The organism is Ruegeria sp. BB7, assembly GCF_056539365.1.
Window position 1 is genome coordinate 104,300 of record NZ_JBQFUV010000007.1, and the last position, 21,811, is coordinate 126,110.

Consider the following 21,811-nt stretch of genomic DNA (forward strand, 5'->3'; position numbering starts at 1 on the left):
CGCTTACTCCTGCTCGGCATACATCAGTTCGGTACGCACATCGTAGAGATCATGGAAAAAGCGCAAATCCAAGGCCTTGCGCAGGAATGAGACACCGCTGGACCCGCCGGTGCCAGGTTGGTCTCCGATCACGCGCTCTACCGCGGTCACGTGATCGAACCGCCAGCGCTGGAACAGGGATTCCACATCCATCAGTTTTTCGGCCAGCGCATAAAGGTCCCAGTACCGATCCGTGTCACGATACACTTGCGCCCAGATTTTCACCACTCGCGGGTCGCCGGAATAGGGGTGCGCATAGTCGCGATCCAGTAGATCCTGCCGCACGTCAAACCCTTGGCGTGCCAGCATAAACAGCACTTCGTCATAGAGCGACGGTTTCGCAAGCGCTTCCTTCAGCATCGCCATGACCTCTGGGTCGTGTTCATGCACCTTTAGGGTCGCGGCGTCCTTGTTGCCCAGAATGAACTCGATCTGGCGGTACCCATAGCTTTGAAAACCTGATGAATTGCCCAAAGCTTGCCGAAAAGTCATGTAATCGCCAGGCGTCATGGTCAACAGCGTTTCCCAGGCCGAGATCAGCTGTCGCTGGATCGCCTTCACCCGGTCGAGGTTCTTCATCGCCGGGCCGAATGCGTCCTGTTGCAGGAAGTGGCGCGTCTCGACCAGTTGATGATGCATCAGCTTCAGCCATAGTTCACTGACCTGATGGATGATGATGAACAGCATCTCGTCGGGTTGTGCAGGATTCTGAAAGGTCTTTTGCAGGTTCAGCAGAGTCTTGAGTTGAAGGAAATCGCCATAGCTCTTGCGGTGAGTCTGCGCGAAATCGGTGACCAGAGAGTCCTCGATCCCGCGTTCTAGATACCGATCGTCTTTGTCGCCCATGTGCTCCTCCAAACGCCTGAGTTTCCCCATGTTTAGGGGCAGAACCCGCACTGCGCCAGAGCGTCAGGTCCAGTCCAGCACCACCTTGCCCGACCGTCCTGATTTCATCGCGGCAAACCCATCGGCGAAATCGTCGACTTTCAGCTCGTGCGTTATAACCCGGCTGACATCCAGACCGTTCTGCAACATCGCGATCATCTTGTACCAGGTCTCGAACATTTCACGCCCATAAACGCCCTTGATGGTTATGGCCTTGAACACGATGCGGGACCAGTCGACCGGGGATTTTCCGGGTGGAATTCCCAGCAGAGCGATTTTACCACCCATCACCAGCGCCTCGACCATCTGGTCCAAGGCAATCTGCGAGCCCGACATTTCAAGGCCCACATCGAAACCCTCTTTCATGCCCAGTTCCGTGATGACGTCCTGCAATTCTTCTTTGGATACATCAACGGTGCGCACAGTCGGCACCACATGTTCGGACAGTTTTAGACGGTCCGGGTTAATATCGGTGATCACCACATGGCGCGCGCCTGCATGGCGGGCAACAGCCGCGGCCATGATACCGATGGGGCCAGCGCCGGTGATCAGAACATCCTCACCCAGCAGGTCGAAACTCAGCGCGGTATGCACCGCGTTGCCCAGCGGGTCGAGGATGGCTCCGATCTCATCAGGCACGTCATCGGGCAGGGGGACGACATTGAAGGCGGGCAGTTTCAGGTATTGCGCGAAAGCGCCCTGTTCGTTGACGCCTATGCCCCGCGTGCCGGGGTCTAAGTGAAACTTGCCCGCTCGGCTCTGGCGGCTGTCGGTGGTGATCAGGTGACCTTCACCGGAACAGCGCTGCCCGATCTCAAGACCGGTCACGTTGCGCCCTATTTCCACGATCTCACCGGCAAATTCATGGCCGGTGATCATCGGCACCGGCACGGTGGCGGCGGCCCACTCATCCCAGTTCCAGATATGAATGTCGGTGCCGCAGATACCGGTTTTGTTGATGCGGATCAGGACCTCATCCGCGCCGATTTCTGGAACTGGAGCCTGCACCATCCAAAGCCCCTCTTCGGGCCTGGATTTCTCCAGCGCTTTCATCGTGTTGGGTCGCATCAGATCACTCCCAATTCCTTGCCGACCTTGCCAAAGGCCGCCAGGGCACGGTCCAACTCGTCCTTCGTCAGGGCCGCATTCATCTGCGTCCTGATCCGTGCCTGTCCACGCGGGACGACGGGGAAGAAAAAGCCCGAGACATAGACGCCCTCATCGAACAGACGGGATGCCATCTCCTGCGCCAGCGGTGCCTCACCCAGCATGACGGGAATGATCGGGTGGTCACCGGGAAGCAGATCAAAGCCCAGCTTCTCAAGCCCCGCGCGCCAGTATTTGGCATTGCCGAACAGTTGCGCGCGCAGCATGTCGCCGTCTTCGACCAGACGAATGGCTTCCAAACCGGCAGCGACGATGGAGGGTGGCAGCGAGTTTGAGAACAGATAGGGCCGCGCCCGCTGCCGAAGCAGATCGATCACTGGCTGCGGCCCGGCGATATAACCGCCGATTGCCCCCCCAAGTGCCTTGCCCAGGGTTCCCGTCAGAATATCTACGTCGACGCCGAAGTGATCCGGCGTTCCAGCGCCGTTCGGCCCCATGAAGCCGGTGGCGTGACAATCATCGACCATAACGATGGCGTCGTATTCGTCGGCCAGTTCGCGAATTTTCGGCAGGTTGGCCAGATAGCCATCCATCGAAAACACACCGTCGGTGGCGATCATGATGTGCCGCGCGCCATCCTCGCGCGCCTGTTTCAGCCAGGCTTCGAGGTCGCTCATGTCATTGTTCATGTAGCGATAGCGCTTGGCCTTACACAGCCGCACCCCGTCGATAATAGAGGCGTGGTTCAGGCTGTCCGATATGATGGCGTCCTCAGGCCCAAGCAGGGGTTCAAACAGACCGCCATTGGCGTCGAAACAGGCGGCGAACAGGATTGCGTCATCTTTGTTCAGGAATGTTGCCAGCTTCTGCTCCAGCTCACGGTGAATGTCCTGTGTGCCGCAGATGAACCGGACCGAGGCCATGCCAAAGCCTTTAGGCTCCATGGTATTTGTTGCGGCCACGATTAGCGCCGGATGATCGGCCAGTCCCAGATAGTTGTTGGCACACAAGTTGATGACCTTTCGATCGCCAACCGTAATCTCACCGCCTTGTGGCGAGGTAATCATTCGTTCGCGTTTATACAGACCTTCAGCTTCGATCTGCGCGAGGGTGTCCGTGATGTGGGACAGGAATGCATCTGCCATGGCGGTCTCCGTTTACATGAGTCGCATATCTAACATAACGGATATGATTCCCAAATGGGGGAATTACAGTATTTAAGACAAAATTCCGTAAAGGCGGATTTTTGCCGGTGTCAGGCGTTTTTCACAATCAAGAAAACCCGAGCCGGACCGTCAGCAGTGATCGAATGCGCCACGTCAGCGGCATAGCGCGCAGTGTCGCCCTGCTGCAGATCGCGGGATGCGACACCCGAGGTCACACGGACTGCGCCTGCCAACACGGTCAGCTGTTCCCGTGCGCCGCGCGCGTGCGGCTGGCTGTTTAGGGCTCCGTCCGCATCAAACTCGATATCGTAGACCTCGTGGCCACCGGCTTCTTCTGGGGGGGAGAGGATGCGGATGCGACAACTCTGCCCCATATTGTCGATGCTGGGTACTTCTGCCTTGCGCAGCACTTCGACCTGGTCAGTTGTGTTGCTCTCTTCGAGAAGGCCAGCAAAATCTACTTGCAAGGCGCGTGTGAGGTTCCAAAGGGTCGAGATGGTGGGGCTACTTTCACCCCGCTCGATCTGGCTGACCATCGAGCGGGACACGCCGCTGAGATTAGCTACCGCTTCCAGAGACAGCCCCTTGGCCCGGCGGGCCTCTTTCAGGCGGGCGGGCAGGCGTGTCAGGATATCGTCAGTGTTGTCCGTCATGACGGAATTTCATGCGCTTTGCGGATGGGATTGTCAATTCCAACCGTGACGGGACGTCTCATGGGACAGGTGGCAGCGGCACATGCATACTGCGCGCAAATGCAGGAGGAGTTACCCATGACCGACATCGTGATTCTGGACGGCGCCCGCACGGCGATCGGAACCTTTGGAGGGGCGCTGGCCTCGACCTCTCCGATTGACTTGGCCACTGTGGCGACCGAAGCCGCGCTGGAGCGTTCAGGAGTTGAAGGCGCGCAGATCGATCATGTGGTTTTTGGCCATGTGATCAATACCGAGCCTAAGGACATGTACCTGTCTCGCGTCGCTGCGATGCAGGCGGGGATTCCGAACGGGACGCCGTCGATGAACGTGAATCGGTTATGTGGTTCGGGCGCGCAGGCGATTGTCTCGGCGGTTCAGGCGCTGATGCTGGGTGATGCCAAGTTTGCTGTGGCGGGCGGAGCCGAGAGCATGTCGCGCAGCCCTTATGTCGTGTCGCAGGCGCGCTGGGGCGCGAAGATGGGCGATGTGAAATCGCTGGACATGATGCTTGGGGCGCTGAACTGTCCGTTCGGAACCGGGCATATGGGTGTGACAGCGGAGAACGTCGCCGACGAACATCAGATTAGCCGTGAGCAGATGGATGAGTTTGCGATGACCAGCCAGACGCGCGCAGCGGCAGCTATCGATGCGGGGTATTTCGACAGCCAGATCGCGCCCGTTCAGGTCAAGGTCAAGCGGGACATGGTTGATTTCAAGGTCGACGAGCATCCCAAGGCCACCACCATCGAGGCTCTGTCCGGGTTGCGGCCGGTGTTCCAAAAGGATGGGCGTGTGACAGCGGGCAATGCCTCGGGCATCAATGACGGGGCGGCGGCGATGGTATTGGCAACAGCGGATGCTGCCGAGAAAGCCGGGTTGAAGCCCAAGGCGCGCGTATTGGGATATGCCCACGCTGGCGTGCGGCCCGAGGTGATGGGGATCGGACCGGTTCCCGCTGTGCGGAACCTGATGGAAAAAACCGGCCTGTCAGTGGACGACTTTGATGTCATCGAGAGTAATGAGGCTTTTGCGGCGCAAGCGCTGGCGATCAATCAGGAACTTGGTTTGGAAGCGGCCAAGGTAAACCCAAATGGTGGGGCGATTGCCCTGGGGCATCCGGTTGGGGCGACTGGGGCAATCATCACTTTGAAAGCGTTGTATGAATTGAACCGTATCGGCGGTTCCAAGGGGTTGGTGACGATGTGTATCGGTGGTGGGCAGGGTATCGCGCTTGCCATCGAGCGGCTCTGATTGGTGACCGGGCAGGGGGGCTGTCTGCCCCCCATCGCGCTCGGGCGCGATTCCCCCCGAAGATATTTTTAGCCAGATGAAGCGCGCGGCGATTAGCTGAACGCGGTGATCACCAAGACCAATGTGGCGCCCGCAGCTGCGCCGATGGCGGCGGGCAGGGCGGCGGACCACAAGGGTGACTTTTGTGGTTCGTCCTTTTGTGTCTGCGCGATCAGCGCGTTTTCGACCAAGGCAGGTAGGCGCGGTCCGAAGCGGGCAAGAACCATTGCGGTTTTGCCGAAGTCCCGCAAGGCGGAGCGCGGGCCGATGGATTGTTTAATGTAATCCTCGACCACGGGGCGGGCGGTTTCCCAGATGTTGATATGGTCATCCAACGAGCGCGCAACCCCTTCGACCACAACCATTGTGCGTTGCAGCAAGATCAACTCGGTCCGGGTTTCCATTCCAAATCGTTCGGTCACTTCGAACAGGTAGCTCAGCAACCGGCCCATGGATATATGTGTGGCGTCCATGCCGAATATCGGTTCGCCCACAGCGCGCAACGCGCGAGCAAATTCGTCAACGTCCTGGTTGGCGGGAACATAGCCTGCCTCGAAATGCACTTCGGCCACGCGCTTGTAGTCGCGGCGGATGAAACCAAAGAGGATCTCGGCATAGACCCGGCGGGTGTATTCGTCGATATGACCCATGATGCCGTAGTCATAGGCAACTATGTCGCCATTGGCCGCGACCTTGAGGTTGCCTTGATGCATGTCAGCGTGGAAATACCCGTCGCGCAAGGCATGCAGCAGGAACAGCCGCAGCACCCGTTCGGCCAGATCGCGGCGATTGTGACCAGCAGCATCCAGCGCCGCATTGTCACCCAGTGCAATCCCATCCGCCCAGCTGAGCGTCATCACCCGCCGTGCCGACAAAGACCAAACCACAGGGGGCAGCCAGAACCCGGCATCGTCCTTGGTGTTGGCGGCATATTCCGAGGCGGCGGCACTTTCCAAACGCAGGTCAAGTTCGCCGCGTACGACACCGTCGAAATGTTCGATCACATCCATTGGGCGCAGGCGACGGGCACCTGGCGCAAACAGGTCGACGATGCGAGCGGCGAAATAAAATGCATCCACATCCTTGTGAAAGGCGCGCTCGATTCCCGGCCGCAGGACTTTGACGGCAACGTATTCACCGGTTTTGACCAGCCGGGCCTTGTGGACCTGAGCGATCGAAGCAGCAGCGATCGGTTCGCTGAAGTCTTCGAAAACCTCTTCGACCGGTTGGCCGAGTTCTTTTTCCACTTCGGCCATGGCCTCGGCGCGGGAAAAAGGCGGCAGCTTGTCCTGCAGCACGCGCAGTTGCGCGGCCAGTTCGTGGCCCACCACGTCGGGGCGGGTCGAGAGAATCTGACCGAATTTGATATAAGCCGGACCCAGCGCTGTCAGCGCGCGCGTGGCGGGCGGCATGTTGGGATCGCCCTTGTAGCCCAGCCATTGAAACGGCTTGCCCAAAGCATGTGCCAGAAAGCGCAGCGCACGGGGGGCCTCAAATGCGTCGAGCACCACGTTCATGGCGCCTGTGCGCTCAAACGTGGCACCTGTGCGGATCAGGCGGATGATGTTGTGAGGACCACGCATTAAATCTTCCAGCCGGAATGCAGCGCGGCGATGCCCATGCTGAGGTTGCGGTATTTGGCGTTATCGAACCCGGCGGTGCGAACCATGTTCAGAAAGGTTTCCTGATCCGGGAACTTGCGGATCGATTCCACCAGATACTGATAGCTGTCGTAGTCGTTGGCGATCAGCTTGCCCATCCGAGGGATGACGTTGAAACTGTAAAGATCATAGAGTTTCTGCAGCCCGTCATTTGGCAATTGGCTGAATTCCAAAACCATCAGGCGACCACCGGGTTTCAGAACGCGGAACGCTTCGTTCAGGGCCTCTTGCGGGCGGGTCACGTTTCGGATGCCAAAAGAGATGGTGTAGACGTCGAACGTGTTATCCTCGAAGGGCAGGGACATGGCATCACCGACCACCCAGTTCAGGCTGTCGGCCATCTGATCAGCCTCGGCCCGTTGGCGGCCTTCGACCAGCATTGGCTCGGTCAGGTCCAGAACGGTGGCGTGGCCATGGCCCGCGCGTTTCAGAAATCTGAACGAAATGTCGCCAGTACCGCCCGCCACATCCAGCAGGCGCTGACCCGGGCGTGGGGCCAGCCAATCCATCATCGCGTCTTTCCAGACCCGGTGAATGCCCATCGACATGACATCGTTCATCACGTCGTATTTCGAGGCAACCGAGTTAAACACGCCTTGCACGCGCCCGGCCTTGTCAGCCTCGCGCACGGTTTCAAACCCGAAATGAGTGGTCTTGTCGTTGGTGTCGGACATGAAAGTGACGCCTTTGCCAGTGTTGCCCATCCTTATAGGGCTCAGCGCCGGGAAGACAATCGCGCGAAATGGTAGCAGGGGGCGACGAATTGGCAGATGTGCCACAGATTTTCCCAAGTCGTTGCTTAAGACGGTAGACAGTTTAGATAAGTGGTTCTTTTGACATGCCAAAATTCACTGTTATTGCAATATTTTTAAGTGTTGGTCTGCCTCTTCTATTTGTCACCTGGCGGGCGTGGGCAGCCTATCGCACGATCTCACGCGTTCGCCGCACGGAAGGAGTTGGTGAAAAGCTGGATTAAGCGCGAAAGAATTTTGCCAATGATATCTTACCGGACTCGGTTTCCTGCATGGTTCGGGATGGGCAGAGGGCGAGGTTTCTGAGATATGTAACCGGACATGACGACATGGTGCAGGCGTTGGAATGCGCACTTGCAGCAAATCAGGAGAGAACATGCCGGAGCTTCCCGAAGTCGAAACGGTTCGTCGGGGTCTGACCCCCGCGATGGAAGGTGTTGTGATCGAGCGCGCGGATGTGAACCGCCCCGATCTGCGCTGGCCCTTCCCCGAACGGATGGCCGAGCGGCTTACAGGGCAGCGGATCGACCGATTGCGGCGGCGTTCGAAATATATTCTTGCCGATCTCAGTAGTGGTGAGACGCTGCTGATCCATTTGGGCATGTCCGGGCGGATGACCGTGTCTGGCGATCCGATGGGGCAATTCGCGCATGAACATCCGATGCCCGAGAAACACGACCACGTAGTCTTTCACATGGCCAATGGCGCGCGTGTGACTTTCAACGATCCACGCCGGTTTGGCGCGATGGATCTGCTTGCCACGGCAACTGCAGAAAGGCACAAATTGCTGGCGGTTCTGGGGCCCGAACCTTTGGGCAACGATTTCCATGAACAGCACCTGATTGACGCCTTTAAGGGCAGGAATACTCCGGTTAAGTCCGCGCTTCTAGATCAGGGAATCGTTGCCGGATTGGGGAATATCTACGTGTGCGAGGCACTTTATCGCGCAGGCGTGTCGCCACGTCGCAAGGCCGGTCAGATTTCGGCAACCCGTGTGGCGGCGTTGGTTCCGATCATCCGGCAGGTGCTGCAGGAGGCCATCGAAGCGGGAGGATCTTCCCTTCGGGATTTCCGCCAAGCCGATGGAGAACTTGGATATTTTCAGCACAGCTTTGACGTTTATGGCCGTGAAGGACAAGCCTGCCGGACCGCAGGTTGTGATGCTTTGATAAAAAGAATCACCCAGTCCGGTCGCTCATCCTTCTATTGCGCGCAATGCCAAAGATAACTTGATCCAGCATTCTCGCGTGATAAGGAATTGTACCTGAACGGAACAACCGGAAGCTTACAACTCATGGCTTTTGAGACGATCATCGTCGAAATTGAAAACCACGTCGCCCTTATCAAGCTCGACAGACCGGATGCGCTGAACGCGCTGAACGCCCAGCTCACGCAGGAGCTTTGCCTGGCGCTTGAGGAGGCGGATAAAAACGACAAGGTGCGCTGCATCGTCATCTCTGGCTCGGACAAGGCTTTTGCCGCAGGCGCGGATATCAAAGAAATGTCCGAGATGAGCTTTGTCGACGTCTATGCGTCCAATCTGTTTGGCGACTTCAATGACCGCATCTGTGCGATCCGCAAACCGATCATAGCCGCCGTTTCCGGCTATGCGCTGGGCGGTGGGTGCGAACTGGCGATGCTGTGCGACTTCATCATTGCCGCCGATACAGCCAAGTTCGGACAGCCCGAGATAAATCTGGGTGTCATTGCGGGTTTGGGGGGCACGCAGCGGCTGACCCGGTTTGTTGGTAAATCCAAAGCGATGGACATGAATTTGACCGGGCGCTTTATGGACGCTGAAGAGGCTGAGCGTGCAGGGCTGGTGAGCCGTGTTGTTCCGGCAAAGAAGCTGATGGAAGAAGCCGCGGGTGCGGCCCAGAAAATCGCTGAGAAATCTCAGCTGTCAGCGCTGGCCGCCAAAGAGGCCGTGAACCGCAGCTATGAAGTTACGCTGAGCGAGGGGCTGCTGTTCGAACGCCGCGTCTTCCATTCGATGTTTGCGACCGAAGATCAGAAAGAAGGCATGGCCGCCTTCCAGGAAAAGCGCGCGGCGCAGTTCCGGGATAAATAAGCACTGTTGCGATAGAGCTGAGATAGGCGGGCAAGCCCCGCCTTTTTCATGGCTGCTATGCAGCTTGAAAGAATCAGCTTGGCAAAGCCTGAAAACTTGGATAGGTAGCGCCGCTATACATGCGCGTGCGGCCCGCTTGGCCCGACTCACACTCGTGATTTCTGATCCGGTGCGGATATTCCGTGACGCGTAACCGAACATAACCGTACCGAACGAAGGTCAGAATCACATGGCAAATTCGCCCCAGGCTAAAAAGCGCGCACGTCAGAACGAAAAGCGCTTTGCAATCAACAAAGCACGCCGCTCGCGCATCCGCACCTACCTGCGCAAAGTCGAAGAAGCAATCGCATCCGGCGACAAAGAGGCCGCAACCGCAGCCCTGCGCGCGGCTCAGCCCGAGCTGATGCGTGGCGTCACCAAAGGCGTCTTCCACAAAAACACGGCGTCGCGGAAAATGTCGCGCCTGTCGGCTCGCGTAAAGGCGCTGGGCTAATCGCTTAAGTTGACCTTGCGTCAACAAAACAAGGCTGAATTGTTTAAAAAGGCGCCACAATCCGTGGTGCCTTTTTTCTGCTGTTGCCGGAATGCCGCGTCTTCACAAGCCTGAGAGATTCTTTCGGCGAAAGACCCGAGTCAACATCAGAGTTTCGTTGCCGTAAGCATAAGCCTCTTGTTACCACTAAGTCAGCGATTCACTCGCTTGGGGGGACAGGCTGTTTCACCGATCAAACTGACGGGCATCAGGACGGTTGTGAAACGAATGTCGGCAAAACGGCTAAGGCCGCTATGCTGATCTGCTGAGGGTCATGGGAAACCAAAGATCTGAGCCCTGTCGTAAAAAATGATTGCGATGCGCAACCCGGCATACGGGGTGTCCTTTTTCGGGTACCCAACCGTTTGGTTGTGCGGACTTTCGGGGACGAACCCGCCAGATCCATGCGGTTTGGCGAGTGGGTATCCTATTGCGTGTGAATGCAGAAATAACCGGGCAACCGGAATTGATTATTAAGGCTGACAGGCCAATAAAGAATGGGATGCGTGAGGCGCTTGATGACACAAGAAAAATGGGGACAACTGCGTAACAAACTGCTCAAGGCGATCGGAAAGAACAACTACACCACCTGGATAGAACCTCTGGAGCTGCAAGAGGTACAGGACGGCGTTGCAGTGTTCTCGGTGCCGACGAACTTCATGGGCAATTACGTTAGCCAGAATTTTGCTGATCTGATTCTGTACGAAATGAACACCGCAGGAGAATCGGTTCAGCGATTGGCATTTCGTGTCGCAGCCAACTCACCTGCACGCCCATCTGCCAGTCAAACCGTGGCTGCACCGGCTATGACGCAGGACAGCCCTCAGACCCAACCTCTGTCACAGCAAGCCGAACCAGCAAGCGATGCGCTCGAATCCCTGCAGGCCGCGCCTTTGGATGCTCGTTTCACCTTTGACACTTTCGTGGTTGGTAAACCCAACGAACTGGCCCATGCCGCTGCGCGGCGCGTCTCGGAAAGTGGTCCTGTCACCTTCAACCCGCTGGTTCTTTATGGTGGCGTTGGTCTGGGTAAGACGCACCTGATGCACGCCATCGCGTGGGAGCTGAAAACCAAACGACCCGAGCTGAATGTTCTGTACCTGTCGGCTGAACAATTCATGTATCGCTTTGTGCAGGCTCTGCGCGAGCGCCGGATGATGGATTTCAAACACTTGTTCCGCTCAGTCGATGTGCTGATGGTGGATGACGTGCAGTTCATCGCCGGCAAAGACTCGACTCAGGAAGAGTTCTTCCACACCTTCAACGCGCTGGTGGACCAGAACAAGCAGATCATCATCTCGGCCGACCGCGCCCCCGGTGAGATCAAGGATCTGGAAGACCGTGTGAAGTCACGCCTGCAATGTGGTCTGGTCGTTGACCTGCACCCGACCGATTACGAATTGCGTCTTGGCATTCTGCAAAACAAGGTGCAGCAGTACAGCAGCACTTACCCTGACCTGACCATTGCCGATGGCGTGCTGGAATTCCTGGCCCACCGCATCTCAACCAACGTCCGAGTGCTGGAAGGTGCACTGACTCGTCTGTTCGCTTTCGCGTCTCTGGTGGGCCGTGAGATCGATATGGAGTTGACGCAGGATTGTCTGGCTGACGTGCTGCGCGCCTCGGAACGCAAGATCACCGTCGAAGAGATTCAGCGCAAAGTGTCGGACTATTACAATATCCGCCTGTCCGACATTATCGGGCCCAAGCGCCTGCGGTCCTATGCCCGCCCGCGTCAGGTGGCGATGTATCTGTGCAAGCAACTGACCAGCCGCTCGCTGCCCGAGATTGGGCGCCGCTTTGGCGGACGCGACCACACTACAGTTATGCACGGCGTCAAGCGCATCGAAGAGCTGAAAACCACCGACGGCCAGATCGCGGAAGACGTAGAAATGCTGCGTCGCGCGCTGGAAGCCTAGGCTTTATCCCCTACCGCTCAGGAAGTGCCCCGGATATTCATGTCCGGGGCGTTTTCTTGTGCGCAATTCTCCACGGTTGGACGTGAACTGTGCCTGTGCGGCCACGCGACCCTTGACGCATTGGCCATTCCAACCCAGAAATCCGTAAAAAATCCTTGTGCCTCAGGGTGGAACCGCTAACGTGCCAGTCCCGCCTGTTTTCGGCACGTAAGTCAGAGGAATTGAGGGTATGAAGATCAGCATCGAACGCGGCACCCTTCTAAAGGCCGTCTCGCAGGCCCAATCAGTTGTGGAGCGTCGCAACACTATTCCCATTCTTGCCAACGTGCTGATCGAAGCAGAAGGCGATCAGGCCCTGTTCCGCGCCACGGATCTGGATATCGAGGTGGTGGACAAGGCTCCGGCGCAGGTCGAGAAAGCTGGCGCGACGACCGTTGCCGCGACCACCCTGCATGAGATCGTGCGCAAACTGCCGGATGGGGCGCTTGTTACTTTGACTGCAGACAGTGCAGCGGGGCGTTTGACAGTTGAGGCGGGCCGGTCGAATTTCTCGCTGGCGACCCTGCCGAAAGAAGATTTTCCGGTGATGGCGTCCTCGGAATATCAGTCGAACTTTACTGCCTCTGCGGCTTTGCTACGGCGGCTGTTCGACAAATCGAAATTCGCCATCTCAACCGAAGAAACCCGGTATTACCTGAACGGGGTCTACATGCATGTGGCCGACGGGTCTGAGGGTGGCAAGGTTCTGCGCTGTGTGGCTACTGATGGTCACCGTCTGGCTCGTATTGACGCGGACCTGCCGGACGGAGCAGCGGACATGCCCGGTGTGATTGTTCCGCGCAAAACCGTGGGCGAGCTGCGCAAGTTGCTGGATGACGACGAAATGGACATTGCTGTGTCCGTCAGTGAAACAAAGGTGCGCTTTGCAACACCGGATATTACGCTGACCTCGAAAGTGATCGACGGCACCTTCCCCGACTACACACGCGTTATTCCGCAAGGTAATACCCGCCAGCTGGAGGTAGATGCCGCCGAATTCGCGCAGGCCGTGGATCGGGTCGCGACCGTGTCGTCCGAACGCTCGCGCGCCGTGAAGCTACAATTGGATGCGGACAAGCTGGTGTTGTCGGTGAATGCACCCGATAGCGGTGCAGCCGAAGAAGAGCTGGCCGTGGCCTATGGCGATGAACGGCTTGAGATCGGGTTCAACGCGAAATACTTGCTCGAGATCGCTAGCCAGGTGGATCGTGAGAACGCCGTGTTCCTCTTCAACTCGGCTGGTGACCCGACCTTGATGCGCGAAGGCAATGACCTGAGCGCGGTTTACGTTGTCATGCCGATGCGCGTCTGATCGCGCTGGCGCGCGATGCCTCCGGCGGGAGTATTTTTGAAAAGATGAAGGGAGGGGTCATGACCTTGGCCCTGACCGAACTTACGGTCTCGCATTTCAGGTCTCATAAGCTGGCGCGGTTGTCTTTGGATGGGCGGCCGGTGGCGATTCATGGGCCGAATGGGGCCGGGAAAACCAATATCCTAGAGGCAGTTTCCCTGTTTTCGCCCGGTCGCGGGATGCGGCGGGCAAGTGCTGCCGAAATGACCCGGCGGCCAGAGGTGCTGGGCTGGAAGCTTTCCGGGTTACTGTGGGCGCAGGGGCAGAATTACGAGATCGAAACATGGTCCGAAGGGGGAGCGGCGCGTCAGGTCCGGATTGATGGCAAGGCGGCCAGCCAGATTGATCTGGGAAAGCTGGCGCGGGTGGTCTGGCTGATCCCCTCGATGGATCGGCTTTGGATCGAAGGCGCCGAGGGGCGGCGGCGGTTTCTGGATCGCATCGCGCTAAGTTTCGATCCGACTCATGCCGAGGCGTCCCTGACATATGAAAAATCCATGCGCGAGCGGAATCGCCTGCTGAAAGAGCAGGTGCGGGATGCCCATTGGTATGCAGCGCTTGAGGGGCAGATGGCCGAGACTGGCCATCGCATTCACACCGCGCGGCTTTCGGCGTTGGACCATCTGCGCGCAGCGCAAGAGCAGGCGGAGACTGCCTTCCCCTCGGCTGATCTAGAACTGGTGCAAACCGAAGGGGGGATGCCCGAAACGGCTGACGATCTGCGTGAAGCGCTGAACGAAAGCAGGTTCCGCGATCTGGCAGCGGGGCGTACCCTGGTCGGGCCGCATCGGTCTGACCTGTATGGGGTGTTTGCCGCCAAGGGCGTGCCGGCCAAGGATTGTTCGACCGGAGAGCAGAAGGCTTTGTTGGTTTCGTTGGTCCTATCAAACGCGCGGGCGCTGGCCGAAATGGTGGGGGCACCACCGATCGTGTTGCTGGATGAGGTGGCCGCACATCTGGATGCCGGACGTCGCGCGGCGCTTTATGACGAGATTTGCGCGCTGGGCGCTCAGGCCTGGATGACGGGCACCGGGCCTGAGTTGTTTGCGGAATTGGGAGAGCGAGCCCAAACGCTAATCGTGACCGAAGGCAATGAGGACTCGGTCGTGTCGGCTTAGGCTGGTTCGTTGACTTTACGTTCCCACAGGAAGCCGCGCATGACCTGATCGACCGGGGTTTTGGCCATGTGGTTGACGTAGTTCGACATGGTTTTCTGGGCCAGACCCAGCACCACGTCCAGAACGGCGCGGTGCGAGTAGCCTGCATCGAAAAACACCTGAAGCTGTTCCTCGGTTGGGTTGCCGCGGGTTTCCATTACCTGCAGCGTGAATGTGCGCAGCGCTTCAAGCTTGGCTGATGGCAGTGGGGTTTCGTTGCGCAGGGCCTCGGTGATCTCGTCCGAAACCTTCATCATTTTGGCGATGCCGGTGTGGGCGGGCACGCAGTAGTGGCACTCGTTTTCTACGTTGATGGTCTGCCAGACAACGGTTTTCTCGTCATTGTCGAAATCGGTTTGCATGAACAAGCCGTGCAGAACCTGATAGCCTTCCAGATGCTGTGGGCTTTCGGCCATCACCTTGTGCAGGCCGGGCAGGCGACCGAATGCCGCCTGAGATTTCTCGAGCAGCGGTTTGGACCCTTCGGGTGCGGATTCGAGGTCATGAGACGGGAAATTGGCCATGTCGGAACTCCTGTTTCTGGCGCGATGAGTCGTATTTAAGGTTTCTTGAGTGATCACTCAAGTATATATTTGAGTGAACGTTCAAGTATTGGTGTGATGATGCCCCGAAAACCCTCATACGACCGCGATGCTTTGATCGCGCAGGCTCGTGACATTTTCTGGCGTCACGGCTGGGCCGGAACATCGTTGAAGGACCTGGAACGTGAATTGAACCTGAAGCCGGGCAGCTTCTACGCGGCATTCGGGTCAAAGGATGCGCTCTATGCTTTGGCGTTGGAGCGGTATGCGCAGGACGGGGTCGCAAACATGATGGCCTTGGCCGAGGAGTTGGGCCCGCTCGGCGCGCTCAAGGCCCAGCCGCGTCGCGTGGTCGAAGCGTCGGGACTGCCGACCAAAGCCTGCATGTTGGCCAAAACATATGCTGAATTGCAGGCCAAAGACCATGATCTGGCCGGGCAGGCTCGCACCCACATGGTCGCGATGAAAACCTGTTTCTCTGACCTGTTCCGCAGTGCGCAAAAGGCCGGTGAAATCGGCCCGGACCACGACCCGGATCGCCTTGCAGCCCGGTATCAATCAGACCTTCTGGGCTTGAGGCTGTTAGCGGAACGCGACGATGTGAACGCGTCAGAAATTGCTGCGGACATCGCCGCTGATCTTGATCGGCTTTGATCCGCAGGTTTTGTCCGTCAGAGCCACAAAATGTTGGGGGAGCGCGTGACATTCCCCACCAGAAAACGTATAAGTTACCAAAATAATATAGGTACTAACGGCATGTCCGAAGACGCACAGGCACCACAAGAATACGGCGCTGATTCCATTAAAGTTCTCAAAGGCTTAGAGGCGGTTCGCAAACGTCCCGGTATGTACATCGGCGACACGGACGATGGCTCGGGCCTGCACCACATGGTTTATGAGGTTGTGGACAACGGAATTGATGAGGCTCTAGCCGGTCACGCCGACCATGTGACTGTGAAAATTCACGCCGATTCCAGTGTCTCGGTCAGCGATAACGGGCGCGGAATTCCGGTGGATATTCACCCCGAAGAGGGTGTCTCGGCGGCCGAGGTCATCATGACCCAGCTGCACGCGGGCGGTAAGTTCGATAGCAATTCCTACAAGGTGTCTGGCGGTCTACACGGTGTGGGCGTTTCGGTGGTTAACGCGTTGTCGGATTGGCTGGAGCTGCGCATCTGGCGCGCCGGTAAGGAGCACGTGGCACGCTTTGAAGGCGGTGAGACGGCGGAACATCTTAAGGTCGTCGGTGAATGTCGGGATCGCACCGGGACCGAGGTGCGCTTTCTGGCCTCGACCAACACGTTCTCGAACTTGGAATACTCCTTTGAGACGCTTGAAAAGCGTCTGCGCGAGCTGGCCTTCCTGAACTCGGGTGTGCGGATCATCCTAATCGACGAGCGCCCGGCGGAGCGCCTGGAAACCGAGCTGTTCTACGAAGGTGGCGTCAAAGAGTTCGTCAAGTACTTGGATCGGTCCAAAACCCCTGCAATGCCTGAACCGATCTACATTAAGGGCGAGCGTGACGAGATCGGCGTTGAGATCGCGATGTGGTGGAATGACAGCTACCATGAGACGGTGCTGCCCTTCACCAACAACATTCCGCAGCGCGATGGCGGCACCCATGTGGCGGGCTTCCGCGGTGCTCTGACCCGGACGATCAACAACTACGCGCAGTCCAGCGGGATTGCGAAGAAGGAAAAGGTCAGTTTCACCGGCGATGACGCACGCGAAGGTCTGACTTGCGTGTTGTCTGTGAAAGTGCCCGACCCGAAATTCTCGTCGCAGACCAAGGACAAGCTGGTGTCCTCCGAGGTGCGCCCGGCGGTCGAAGGTCTGATGAATGAAAAGCTGGCCGAGTGGTTCGAGGAAAACCCGAACGAAGCCAAAGGGATCGTAGGCAAGATCATCGAGGCAGCGCTGGCCCGTGAGGCCGCCCGCAAGGCCCGTGAATTGACCCGCCGCAAGACGGCGATGGACGTGAACTATCTGGCGGGTAAGCTGAAAGACTGCTCTGAAAAAGACCCGTCGAAGACCGAAGTCTTCCTTGTCGAGGGTGACTCGGCGGGCGGCTCCGCCCAAACCGGCCGAGACCGGCTGACGCAAGCCGTCTTGCCCCTGCGCGGGAAAATCCTGAACGTCGAACGGGCGCGGTTTGACCGGATGTTGTCGTCTCAGGAAATCGGTAACCTCGTGATGGCGCTGGGCACCGGTATTGGCCGCGATGAGTTCAACATCGAAAAACTCCGCTACCACAAGATCGTCATCATGACCGATGCTGACGTGGACGGCGCGCATATCAGAACGCTGTTGCTGACTTTCTTCTACCGGCAAATGCCGGAACTGATCGAGGGCGGGTACCTCTATATCGCGCAGCCGCCGCTTTATAAGGTTTCGCGTGGTAAATCAGAGGTTTACCTGAAAGACCAAGCCGCGCTGGATGATTATCTAATCAATCAGGGCGTCGAAGGGGCGGTGCTGAAACTCGGTTCGGGCGAAGAGATCATTGGCCAGGACCTGACCCGTGTGGTCGACGAAGCACGCCAACTGAAACGCGTGCTGGACGCCTTCCCGACCCATTACCCGCGTCACATTCTGGAACAGGCGGCAGTGGCCGGGGCCTTCGTTCCGGGAGCCGTCGATGCCGACCTGCAAGGCGTCGCTGACAAGGTCGCCGCCCGTCTGGACTTGATTGCTCTGGAATACGAACGCGGCTGGCAGGGTCGGATTACACAGGACCACGGCATCCGTTTGGCCCGCATCCTGCGCGGGGTCGAAGAGGTTCGCACGCTGGACGGCCCCATGCTGCGATCGGGTGAGGCGCGTAAAACCGGCAGTTTCACGCAAAGCCTGCAAGAGGTCTACAACACTCCGGCTACACTGATCCGCCGCGACCGGATGCAGGCGATCCACGGCCCGCTAGACCTTTTGCGCGCCATTCTGGAAGAAGGCGAAAAGGGCCTGTCGCTGCAGCGCTACAAAGGTCTTGGCGAGATGAACCCGGATCAGCTGTGGGAAACCACGCTGGACCCGGACGCGCGCACCCTGTTGCAGGTACGCGTGGATGATATGGTCGAGGCCGACGATCTGTTCACCAAACTGATGGGCGACGTGGTGGAACCGCGCCGCGAGTTCATTCAGAAAAACGCACTCAGCGTCGAGAACTTGGATTTCTAAGAATTTGTAGGTGCGCCCAAAGCTTTGCATTTCGCCTAAAGATTTGCATCTTTGGCCTAAAACTTTGGGCGCGGTAGCCATCCACTGATTTTGGAATTCGACGCTTTTTGCCTGTCGGTCAAATTCTTGGCTGTTTCCAAGCCATTGTTACAGTTCCGGAGAAGCGTGTCTGATTGCCGCTTTCAGCCCCAATTACGCATGCCTTGAGGAATGATTTGTAGTTGAATCCTGAGTTAAGTGACCCACCGATCGCCAACTTTTATCACCTTGGTTGATCGCGGACGGCCTTGAGACAAAATTAGGGCAAAGCGTATGCGGGAAAGTCATTAAAAACGGTTCTATTTAAGTATGCGCGATCGGCGCCCTGATCCAATGATCGCGAGGGATTCGGGCGCTCCAATTGCCAAGCAGGTACGACGGTCGGCCTGTCAGGCATCCGCCTTTATCAAATCGCTTGCCTTTTCGCCTATCATGATCGCCGGTGCATTTGTGTTGCCACTGACGATTTCCGGCATGATCGAGCAATCAGCCACCCGCAGGTTTTGTATGCCGTGCACCTTCAGTTTCGCATCGACGACAGAGGTCTCAGCGTTTCCCATCGCACAAGTGCCAGTTGGGTGATAGATCGAGGCAGTGTTCGATCTGGCCCAATCAAGTGTGCCTTCATAATCGTCGTGATGCAGCTCGGCTGTCGGTCGAAACTCCTCTGAAATCTTCGAGGCCAGAGGGTTCTGTTTGGCAATCCCGCGCGCGATGTTCACACCGTCGACAATTGTTCGGCAATCCGTTTCAGTGGAGAGGTAATTCGGGATGATTTTGACATGTCTGGACGGATCAGGACCGTTCAGGCGTAGTTCGCCTCGGCTTTCCGGGCGCAGTTGGCAGACCGACATCGTGAAAGCCGAAAACGGATGCACACCCTCGCCGGGGCTGTCGGCAGACCAGGGTTGAACGTGGAACTGAATGTCCGGAGTTTCAACGTCAGGGCGGGTTTTCATGAATCCGGTGGCAAGACTGGCGGCCATGGTCATCGGGCCAGCGCGGAAAAGTGCGTATTTCAGGGCGATGCGCGCCTGATTGAACAGGCTGCGGACCTCGTCATTCAGCGTTGGTTCATTGCATTTGAACACTAGTCGCGCCTGCAGGTGGTCCTGCAATCCTTTCCCAACACCGGGGAGCGCATGTTGCGGTTCGATTCCGTTTTCCTTTAGATGACCTGGGTCTCCGATCCCCGACAGCATCAAAATCTGGGGGGAGTTGATTGCGCCACCAGACAAGATGATCTCGCGCCGGACTTTCAAGGTCTGCTCTGCACCCGAACGATCCCGATAAACCAGACCGGTTGCCTTTTTCCCGTCCAAAACCACTCGTGTCACAAGGGCGTTGGTGATGATATTGAGGTTTTGACGACCCCGTATAGGTTTCAGATAGGCCACAGCAGCACTACACCGGCGGCCATTGCGGGTGGTCAGTTGGAAATATCCAACGCCTTCTTGTTTGGCACCATTGTAATCCGGGTTGAAGGGATACCCTGCGGCCTGTGCTGCTGCGACCCAAGCGTCACAGATAGGGCGTTGAATTCGCATGTTGGACACAGACAAGGGCCCACCGACGCCATGGAATTCATCCTCGCCCCGCTCCTGATCCTCGCAGCGTTTGAACAGGGGTAGGACGTCATCCCACCCCCAGCCTTCATTGCCCATTTGCCGCCAACAATCATAATCCTCTTTCTGACCGCGCACATAGAGCAACCCGTTCAGCGAGGATGACCCGCCCAGAACCTTCCCACGCGGCCAGTCTATGGATCGTCCGTTCAACCCCGGATCAGGTTCGGTGCGATAGCACCAGTCAACCGAGGGGTTATGCATGGTTTTGAAATAGCCAACGGGGATGTGAATCCATGGGTTGGTATCGCGGCCACCCGCCTCGAGCAAAGCAACAGTCGTATTTGGATCGGCGCTTAACCGATTGGCAATGACACAGCCCGAAGACCCCGCGCCAACAACCGCATAATCCACTTCCATGACCGCCTCCTTCCAACGTCGTTGAAAAAAACTCTATGCAAGATGCAAGAAATATACTAGCCTTTTTTGATACAAAACGTCTCAATAATTGTGATCAGGGAGGTAAGCAATGGAGATCGGTCGGAAACTAAGTGGTATTTCACGGCGGGATTTTTTCCGCGTGGCCGGACGTTATGGCATGAGCTCGACACTGCTGGCTGCAGGCGGGTTTGGTGGGGCAATGAGCCTGACGAATCTGGCGCAGGCAGCCGAATCAACCTATGAAAAGCGCTTTTCAAAAGAGCCGAAGCACACGCTGAAATTCGGCGCGTCAGGCTTTAACACCCGCAACCTTCTGATCGAACGCGCCGGGGCCATCGAGTTCGCCCGCGATCTGGAAGAGCGTACCGATGGCGAGATTCGGATTGAATTCATCGGCGACAATCAGATCTGCGGTCAACTGAGCTGTGTCGAGAAAACTCAACAAGGGATCGTCGATATCTACGCGGCCTCGACCCAGAACTCGGCAGGTGGCGCGCCTTACCTGAACGTGCTGGATTATGCCTATATGTTCCCCAGCCGCGCGGCGCAGTATCACTTTTTCTATAGCCCGGCGAGCCAGCGTATCCTGCGCGATCCGCTGGAAAAAAGGCATGGGCTGAAATTCCTGTTCACGCACTGTGAACTTCGCGGCCTGCAAATGGGATCAAACTTTGCCGATAAGCCGACGGTGACCAAGCTGGAAGAGCTGTTTGGCACCAAGAACCGGGTGACGGGCACGCAGTTGGGTCGTATCGCCATGCAGCTTCTCAACCTGAACCCGGTCCCGGTGGCGTGGGAAGAAACGCTGGACGCGCTAAAAACAGGTTTGATCGACGGTGCCGAAACATGGGCCTCGGCCGTGGCGTACGCCAACATGTCGCCCGTGGTGTCACAATCGGTGAACTTGAAGTTCTTCTGCGGTACCGAGCACACCTCGATGTCCGCCAAGGTGTTCGACGGGCTGGGCGGTGAGCTGCAGGATGCGGTTATGGAGTCGTCCTACTTCACGCAGGCGCTGATCCAAGGTGCGAACGAAGCTGCGCTTCTGAACACAGTTGGCTTCTCGGACCCGCAGTTGCCTAACACGATCTTTGCCGAAAACGGTGTGCGCCCGGCCTTCTTGGCGGATGATCAGATCAAGCTGGCCGAGGAAATGTGCGCCCCGAACTACAATCCCGAGCCATGGGCGCAGTGGCGTGAACGCCTGAACAAATGGGCCGGTGGCATCGATACTTATCAGGAAATCTACGACATCGCGCGCGAGATTCCGGCCGATACGCTGCCGGAAAACGTCGAGCCTCGCCGTTGGTGGAAGGGCGAAGCCTGATAAACTCACACGAACCGGCCCGTCTGGGCCGGTTCCACTAAACACCGACTGGGAGGACA

At 57.6% G+C, this 21,811-nt stretch carries 18 protein-coding genes; 10 read left to right on the forward strand and 8 right to left on the reverse strand.

What is annotated here, in order from left to right; all coding sequences use genetic code 11:
• Window positions 1-3: 3 nt before the first annotated feature.
• The 4 genes from ACR0D7_RS12820 to ACR0D7_RS12835 all read right to left on the reverse strand — a co-directional run bounded on the left by ACR0D7_RS12820 (window position 4) and on the right by ACR0D7_RS12835 (window position 3,850).
• A complete protein-coding gene (locus ACR0D7_RS12820) occupies window positions 4-885 on the reverse strand; it encodes a tryptophan 2,3-dioxygenase (RefSeq protein ID WP_480679353.1) in 882 nt (293 codons plus the stop codon).
• Between the two features lie 63 nt (window positions 886-948).
• Window positions 949-1,977, reverse strand: a complete 1,029-nt coding sequence (tdh, locus tag ACR0D7_RS12825; RefSeq protein ID WP_480679390.1) for an L-threonine 3-dehydrogenase — start codon at window positions 1,975-1,977, stop codon at window positions 949-951.
• A gap of 14 nt (window positions 1,978-1,991) precedes the next feature.
• A complete protein-coding gene (locus ACR0D7_RS12830; protein ID WP_480679354.1) occupies window positions 1,992-3,176 on the reverse strand; it encodes a glycine C-acetyltransferase in 1,185 nt (394 codons plus the stop codon).
• A 110-nt stretch (window positions 3,177-3,286) separates the two neighbouring features.
• Window positions 3,287-3,850 (reverse strand): helix-turn-helix domain-containing protein, encoded by a 564-nt coding sequence (locus ACR0D7_RS12835; RefSeq protein WP_170386840.1) that lies wholly within the window; start codon window positions 3,848-3,850, stop codon window positions 3,287-3,289.
• A 117-nt stretch (window positions 3,851-3,967) separates the two neighbouring features.
• Between ACR0D7_RS12835 and ACR0D7_RS12840 the strand changes: the two genes are divergently transcribed.
• On the forward strand, window positions 3,968-5,143 hold the full coding sequence (locus tag ACR0D7_RS12840; protein WP_480679355.1) for an acetyl-CoA C-acyltransferase family protein: 1,176 nt from the start codon (window positions 3,968-3,970) through the stop codon (window positions 5,141-5,143).
• 92 nt (window positions 5,144-5,235) lie between these two features.
• Here ACR0D7_RS12840 and ubiB read toward each other — a convergent pair whose 3' ends face one another.
• On the reverse strand, window positions 5,236-6,765 hold the full coding sequence (ubiB, locus tag ACR0D7_RS12845; RefSeq protein WP_480679356.1) for a 2-polyprenylphenol 6-hydroxylase: 1,530 nt from the start codon (window positions 6,763-6,765) through the stop codon (window positions 5,236-5,238).
• Window positions 6,765-7,517, reverse strand: coding sequence for a bifunctional demethylmenaquinone methyltransferase/2-methoxy-6-polyprenyl-1,4-benzoquinol methylase UbiE (gene ubiE, locus ACR0D7_RS12850; RefSeq protein WP_480679391.1), 753 nt, complete (start codon window positions 7,515-7,517; stop codon window positions 6,765-6,767). The genes ubiB and ubiE overlap by 1 nt, the downstream gene beginning before the upstream one ends.
• 454 nt (window positions 7,518-7,971) lie before the next feature.
• Here ubiE and mutM point away from each other — a divergent pair, with 454 nt between their 5' ends.
• The 6 genes from mutM to recF all read left to right on the forward strand — a co-directional run bounded on the left by mutM (window position 7,972) and on the right by recF (window position 14,625).
• The gene (gene mutM / locus ACR0D7_RS12855; protein WP_480679357.1) at window positions 7,972-8,823 is read left to right on the forward strand and encodes a bifunctional DNA-formamidopyrimidine glycosylase/DNA-(apurinic or apyrimidinic site) lyase; all 852 of its coding nucleotides are present in this window, start codon (window positions 7,972-7,974) and stop codon (window positions 8,821-8,823) included.
• A 66-nt stretch (window positions 8,824-8,889) separates the two neighbouring features.
• Complete coding sequence (locus tag ACR0D7_RS12860) at window positions 8,890-9,666, forward strand: enoyl-CoA hydratase (protein WP_480679358.1); 777 nt, start codon at window positions 8,890-8,892, stop codon at window positions 9,664-9,666.
• A gap of 229 nt (window positions 9,667-9,895) precedes the next feature.
• Entirely contained in the window at window positions 9,896-10,159 is a 264-nt protein-coding gene (rpsT, locus tag ACR0D7_RS12865; RefSeq protein ID WP_068338617.1) for a 30S ribosomal protein S20, read from the forward strand.
• A gap of 557 nt (window positions 10,160-10,716) precedes the next feature.
• Window positions 10,717-12,117 carry a chromosomal replication initiator protein DnaA gene (dnaA, locus tag ACR0D7_RS12870; protein ID WP_480679359.1) on the forward strand — a complete coding sequence of 467 codons (1,401 nt, stop codon included), beginning with the start codon at window positions 10,717-10,719 and terminating at the stop codon, window positions 12,115-12,117.
• A gap of 229 nt (window positions 12,118-12,346) precedes the next feature.
• Window positions 12,347-13,468, forward strand: a complete 1,122-nt coding sequence (dnaN, locus tag ACR0D7_RS12875) for a DNA polymerase III subunit beta (RefSeq protein WP_170351930.1) — start codon at window positions 12,347-12,349, stop codon at window positions 13,466-13,468.
• Window positions 13,469-13,527: 59 nt separating this feature from the next.
• On the forward strand, window positions 13,528-14,625 hold the full coding sequence (recF, locus tag ACR0D7_RS12880; RefSeq protein WP_480679360.1) for a DNA replication/repair protein RecF: 1,098 nt from the start codon (window positions 13,528-13,530) through the stop codon (window positions 14,623-14,625).
• Here recF and ACR0D7_RS12885 read toward each other — a convergent pair.
• Window positions 14,622-15,188, reverse strand: coding sequence for a carboxymuconolactone decarboxylase family protein (locus tag ACR0D7_RS12885; protein WP_480679361.1), 567 nt, complete (start codon window positions 15,186-15,188; stop codon window positions 14,622-14,624). The genes recF and ACR0D7_RS12885 overlap by 4 nt on opposite strands.
• Window positions 15,189-15,287: 99 nt before the next feature.
• On the opposite strand from ACR0D7_RS12885, the gene ACR0D7_RS12890 reads away from it, so the two are divergent.
• On the forward strand, window positions 15,288-15,860 hold the full coding sequence (locus ACR0D7_RS12890) for a TetR/AcrR family transcriptional regulator (protein WP_480679362.1): 573 nt from the start codon (window positions 15,288-15,290) through the stop codon (window positions 15,858-15,860).
• A 102-nt stretch (window positions 15,861-15,962) separates the two neighbouring features.
• Window positions 15,963-18,380: a DNA topoisomerase (ATP-hydrolyzing) subunit B gene (gyrB, locus tag ACR0D7_RS12895; RefSeq protein WP_480679363.1), complete on the forward strand. Its 2,418-nt coding sequence runs from the start codon at window positions 15,963-15,965 to the stop codon at window positions 18,378-18,380.
• 428 nt (window positions 18,381-18,808) lie between these two features.
• On the opposite strand, the gene ACR0D7_RS12900 is transcribed toward gyrB, so the two are convergent.
• Complete coding sequence (locus ACR0D7_RS12900) at window positions 18,809-20,404, reverse strand: GMC family oxidoreductase (RefSeq protein ID WP_480679364.1); 1,596 nt, start codon at window positions 20,402-20,404, stop codon at window positions 18,809-18,811.
• Window positions 20,405-20,513: 109 nt separating this feature from the next.
• On the opposite strand from ACR0D7_RS12900, the gene ACR0D7_RS12905 reads away from it, so the two are divergent.
• Window positions 20,514-21,752: a TRAP transporter substrate-binding protein gene (locus tag ACR0D7_RS12905; RefSeq protein WP_480679365.1), complete on the forward strand. Its 1,239-nt coding sequence runs from the start codon at window positions 20,514-20,516 to the stop codon at window positions 21,750-21,752.
• Window positions 21,753-21,811 lie beyond the last annotated feature (59 nt).

What these genes read in the sequence shown, in the direction of transcription:
- ACR0D7_RS12820 (WP_480679353.1), bottom strand. Translation starts at nt 885, where the DNA reads ATGGGCGACAAAGACGATCGGTATCTAGAACGCGGGATCGAGGACTCT.
- tdh (WP_480679390.1), bottom strand. Translation starts at nt 1,977, where the DNA reads ATGAAAGCGCTGGAGAAATCCAGGCCCGAAGAGGGGCTTTGGATGGTG.
- ACR0D7_RS12830 (WP_480679354.1), bottom strand. Translation starts at nt 3,176, where the DNA reads ATGGCAGATGCATTCCTGTCCCACATCACGGACACCCTCGCGCAGATC.
- ACR0D7_RS12835 (WP_170386840.1), bottom strand. Translation starts at nt 3,850, where the DNA reads ATGACGGACAACACTGACGATATCCTGACACGCCTGCCCGCCCGCCTG.
- ACR0D7_RS12840 (WP_480679355.1), top strand. Translation starts at nt 3,968, where the DNA reads ATGACCGACATCGTGATTCTGGACGGCGCCCGCACGGCGATCGGAACC.
- ubiB (WP_480679356.1), bottom strand. Translation starts at nt 6,765, where the DNA reads ATGCGTGGTCCTCACAACATCATCCGCCTGATCCGCACAGGTGCCACG.
- ubiE (WP_480679391.1), bottom strand. Translation starts at nt 7,517, where the DNA reads ATGTCCGACACCAACGACAAGACCACTCATTTCGGGTTTGAAACCGTG.
- mutM (WP_480679357.1), top strand. Translation starts at nt 7,972, where the DNA reads ATGCCGGAGCTTCCCGAAGTCGAAACGGTTCGTCGGGGTCTGACCCCC.
- ACR0D7_RS12860 (WP_480679358.1), top strand. Translation starts at nt 8,890, where the DNA reads ATGGCTTTTGAGACGATCATCGTCGAAATTGAAAACCACGTCGCCCTT.
- rpsT (WP_068338617.1), top strand. Translation starts at nt 9,896, where the DNA reads ATGGCAAATTCGCCCCAGGCTAAAAAGCGCGCACGTCAGAACGAAAAG.
- dnaA (WP_480679359.1), top strand. Translation starts at nt 10,717, where the DNA reads ATGACACAAGAAAAATGGGGACAACTGCGTAACAAACTGCTCAAGGCG.
- dnaN (WP_170351930.1), top strand. Translation starts at nt 12,347, where the DNA reads ATGAAGATCAGCATCGAACGCGGCACCCTTCTAAAGGCCGTCTCGCAG.
- recF (WP_480679360.1), top strand. Translation starts at nt 13,528, where the DNA reads ATGACCTTGGCCCTGACCGAACTTACGGTCTCGCATTTCAGGTCTCAT.
- ACR0D7_RS12885 (WP_480679361.1), bottom strand. Translation starts at nt 15,188, where the DNA reads ATGGCCAATTTCCCGTCTCATGACCTCGAATCCGCACCCGAAGGGTCC.
- ACR0D7_RS12890 (WP_480679362.1), top strand. Translation starts at nt 15,288, where the DNA reads ATGCCCCGAAAACCCTCATACGACCGCGATGCTTTGATCGCGCAGGCT.
- gyrB (WP_480679363.1), top strand. Translation starts at nt 15,963, where the DNA reads ATGTCCGAAGACGCACAGGCACCACAAGAATACGGCGCTGATTCCATT.
- ACR0D7_RS12900 (WP_480679364.1), bottom strand. Translation starts at nt 20,404, where the DNA reads ATGGAAGTGGATTATGCGGTTGTTGGCGCGGGGTCTTCGGGCTGTGTC.
- ACR0D7_RS12905 (WP_480679365.1), top strand. Translation starts at nt 20,514, where the DNA reads ATGGAGATCGGTCGGAAACTAAGTGGTATTTCACGGCGGGATTTTTTC.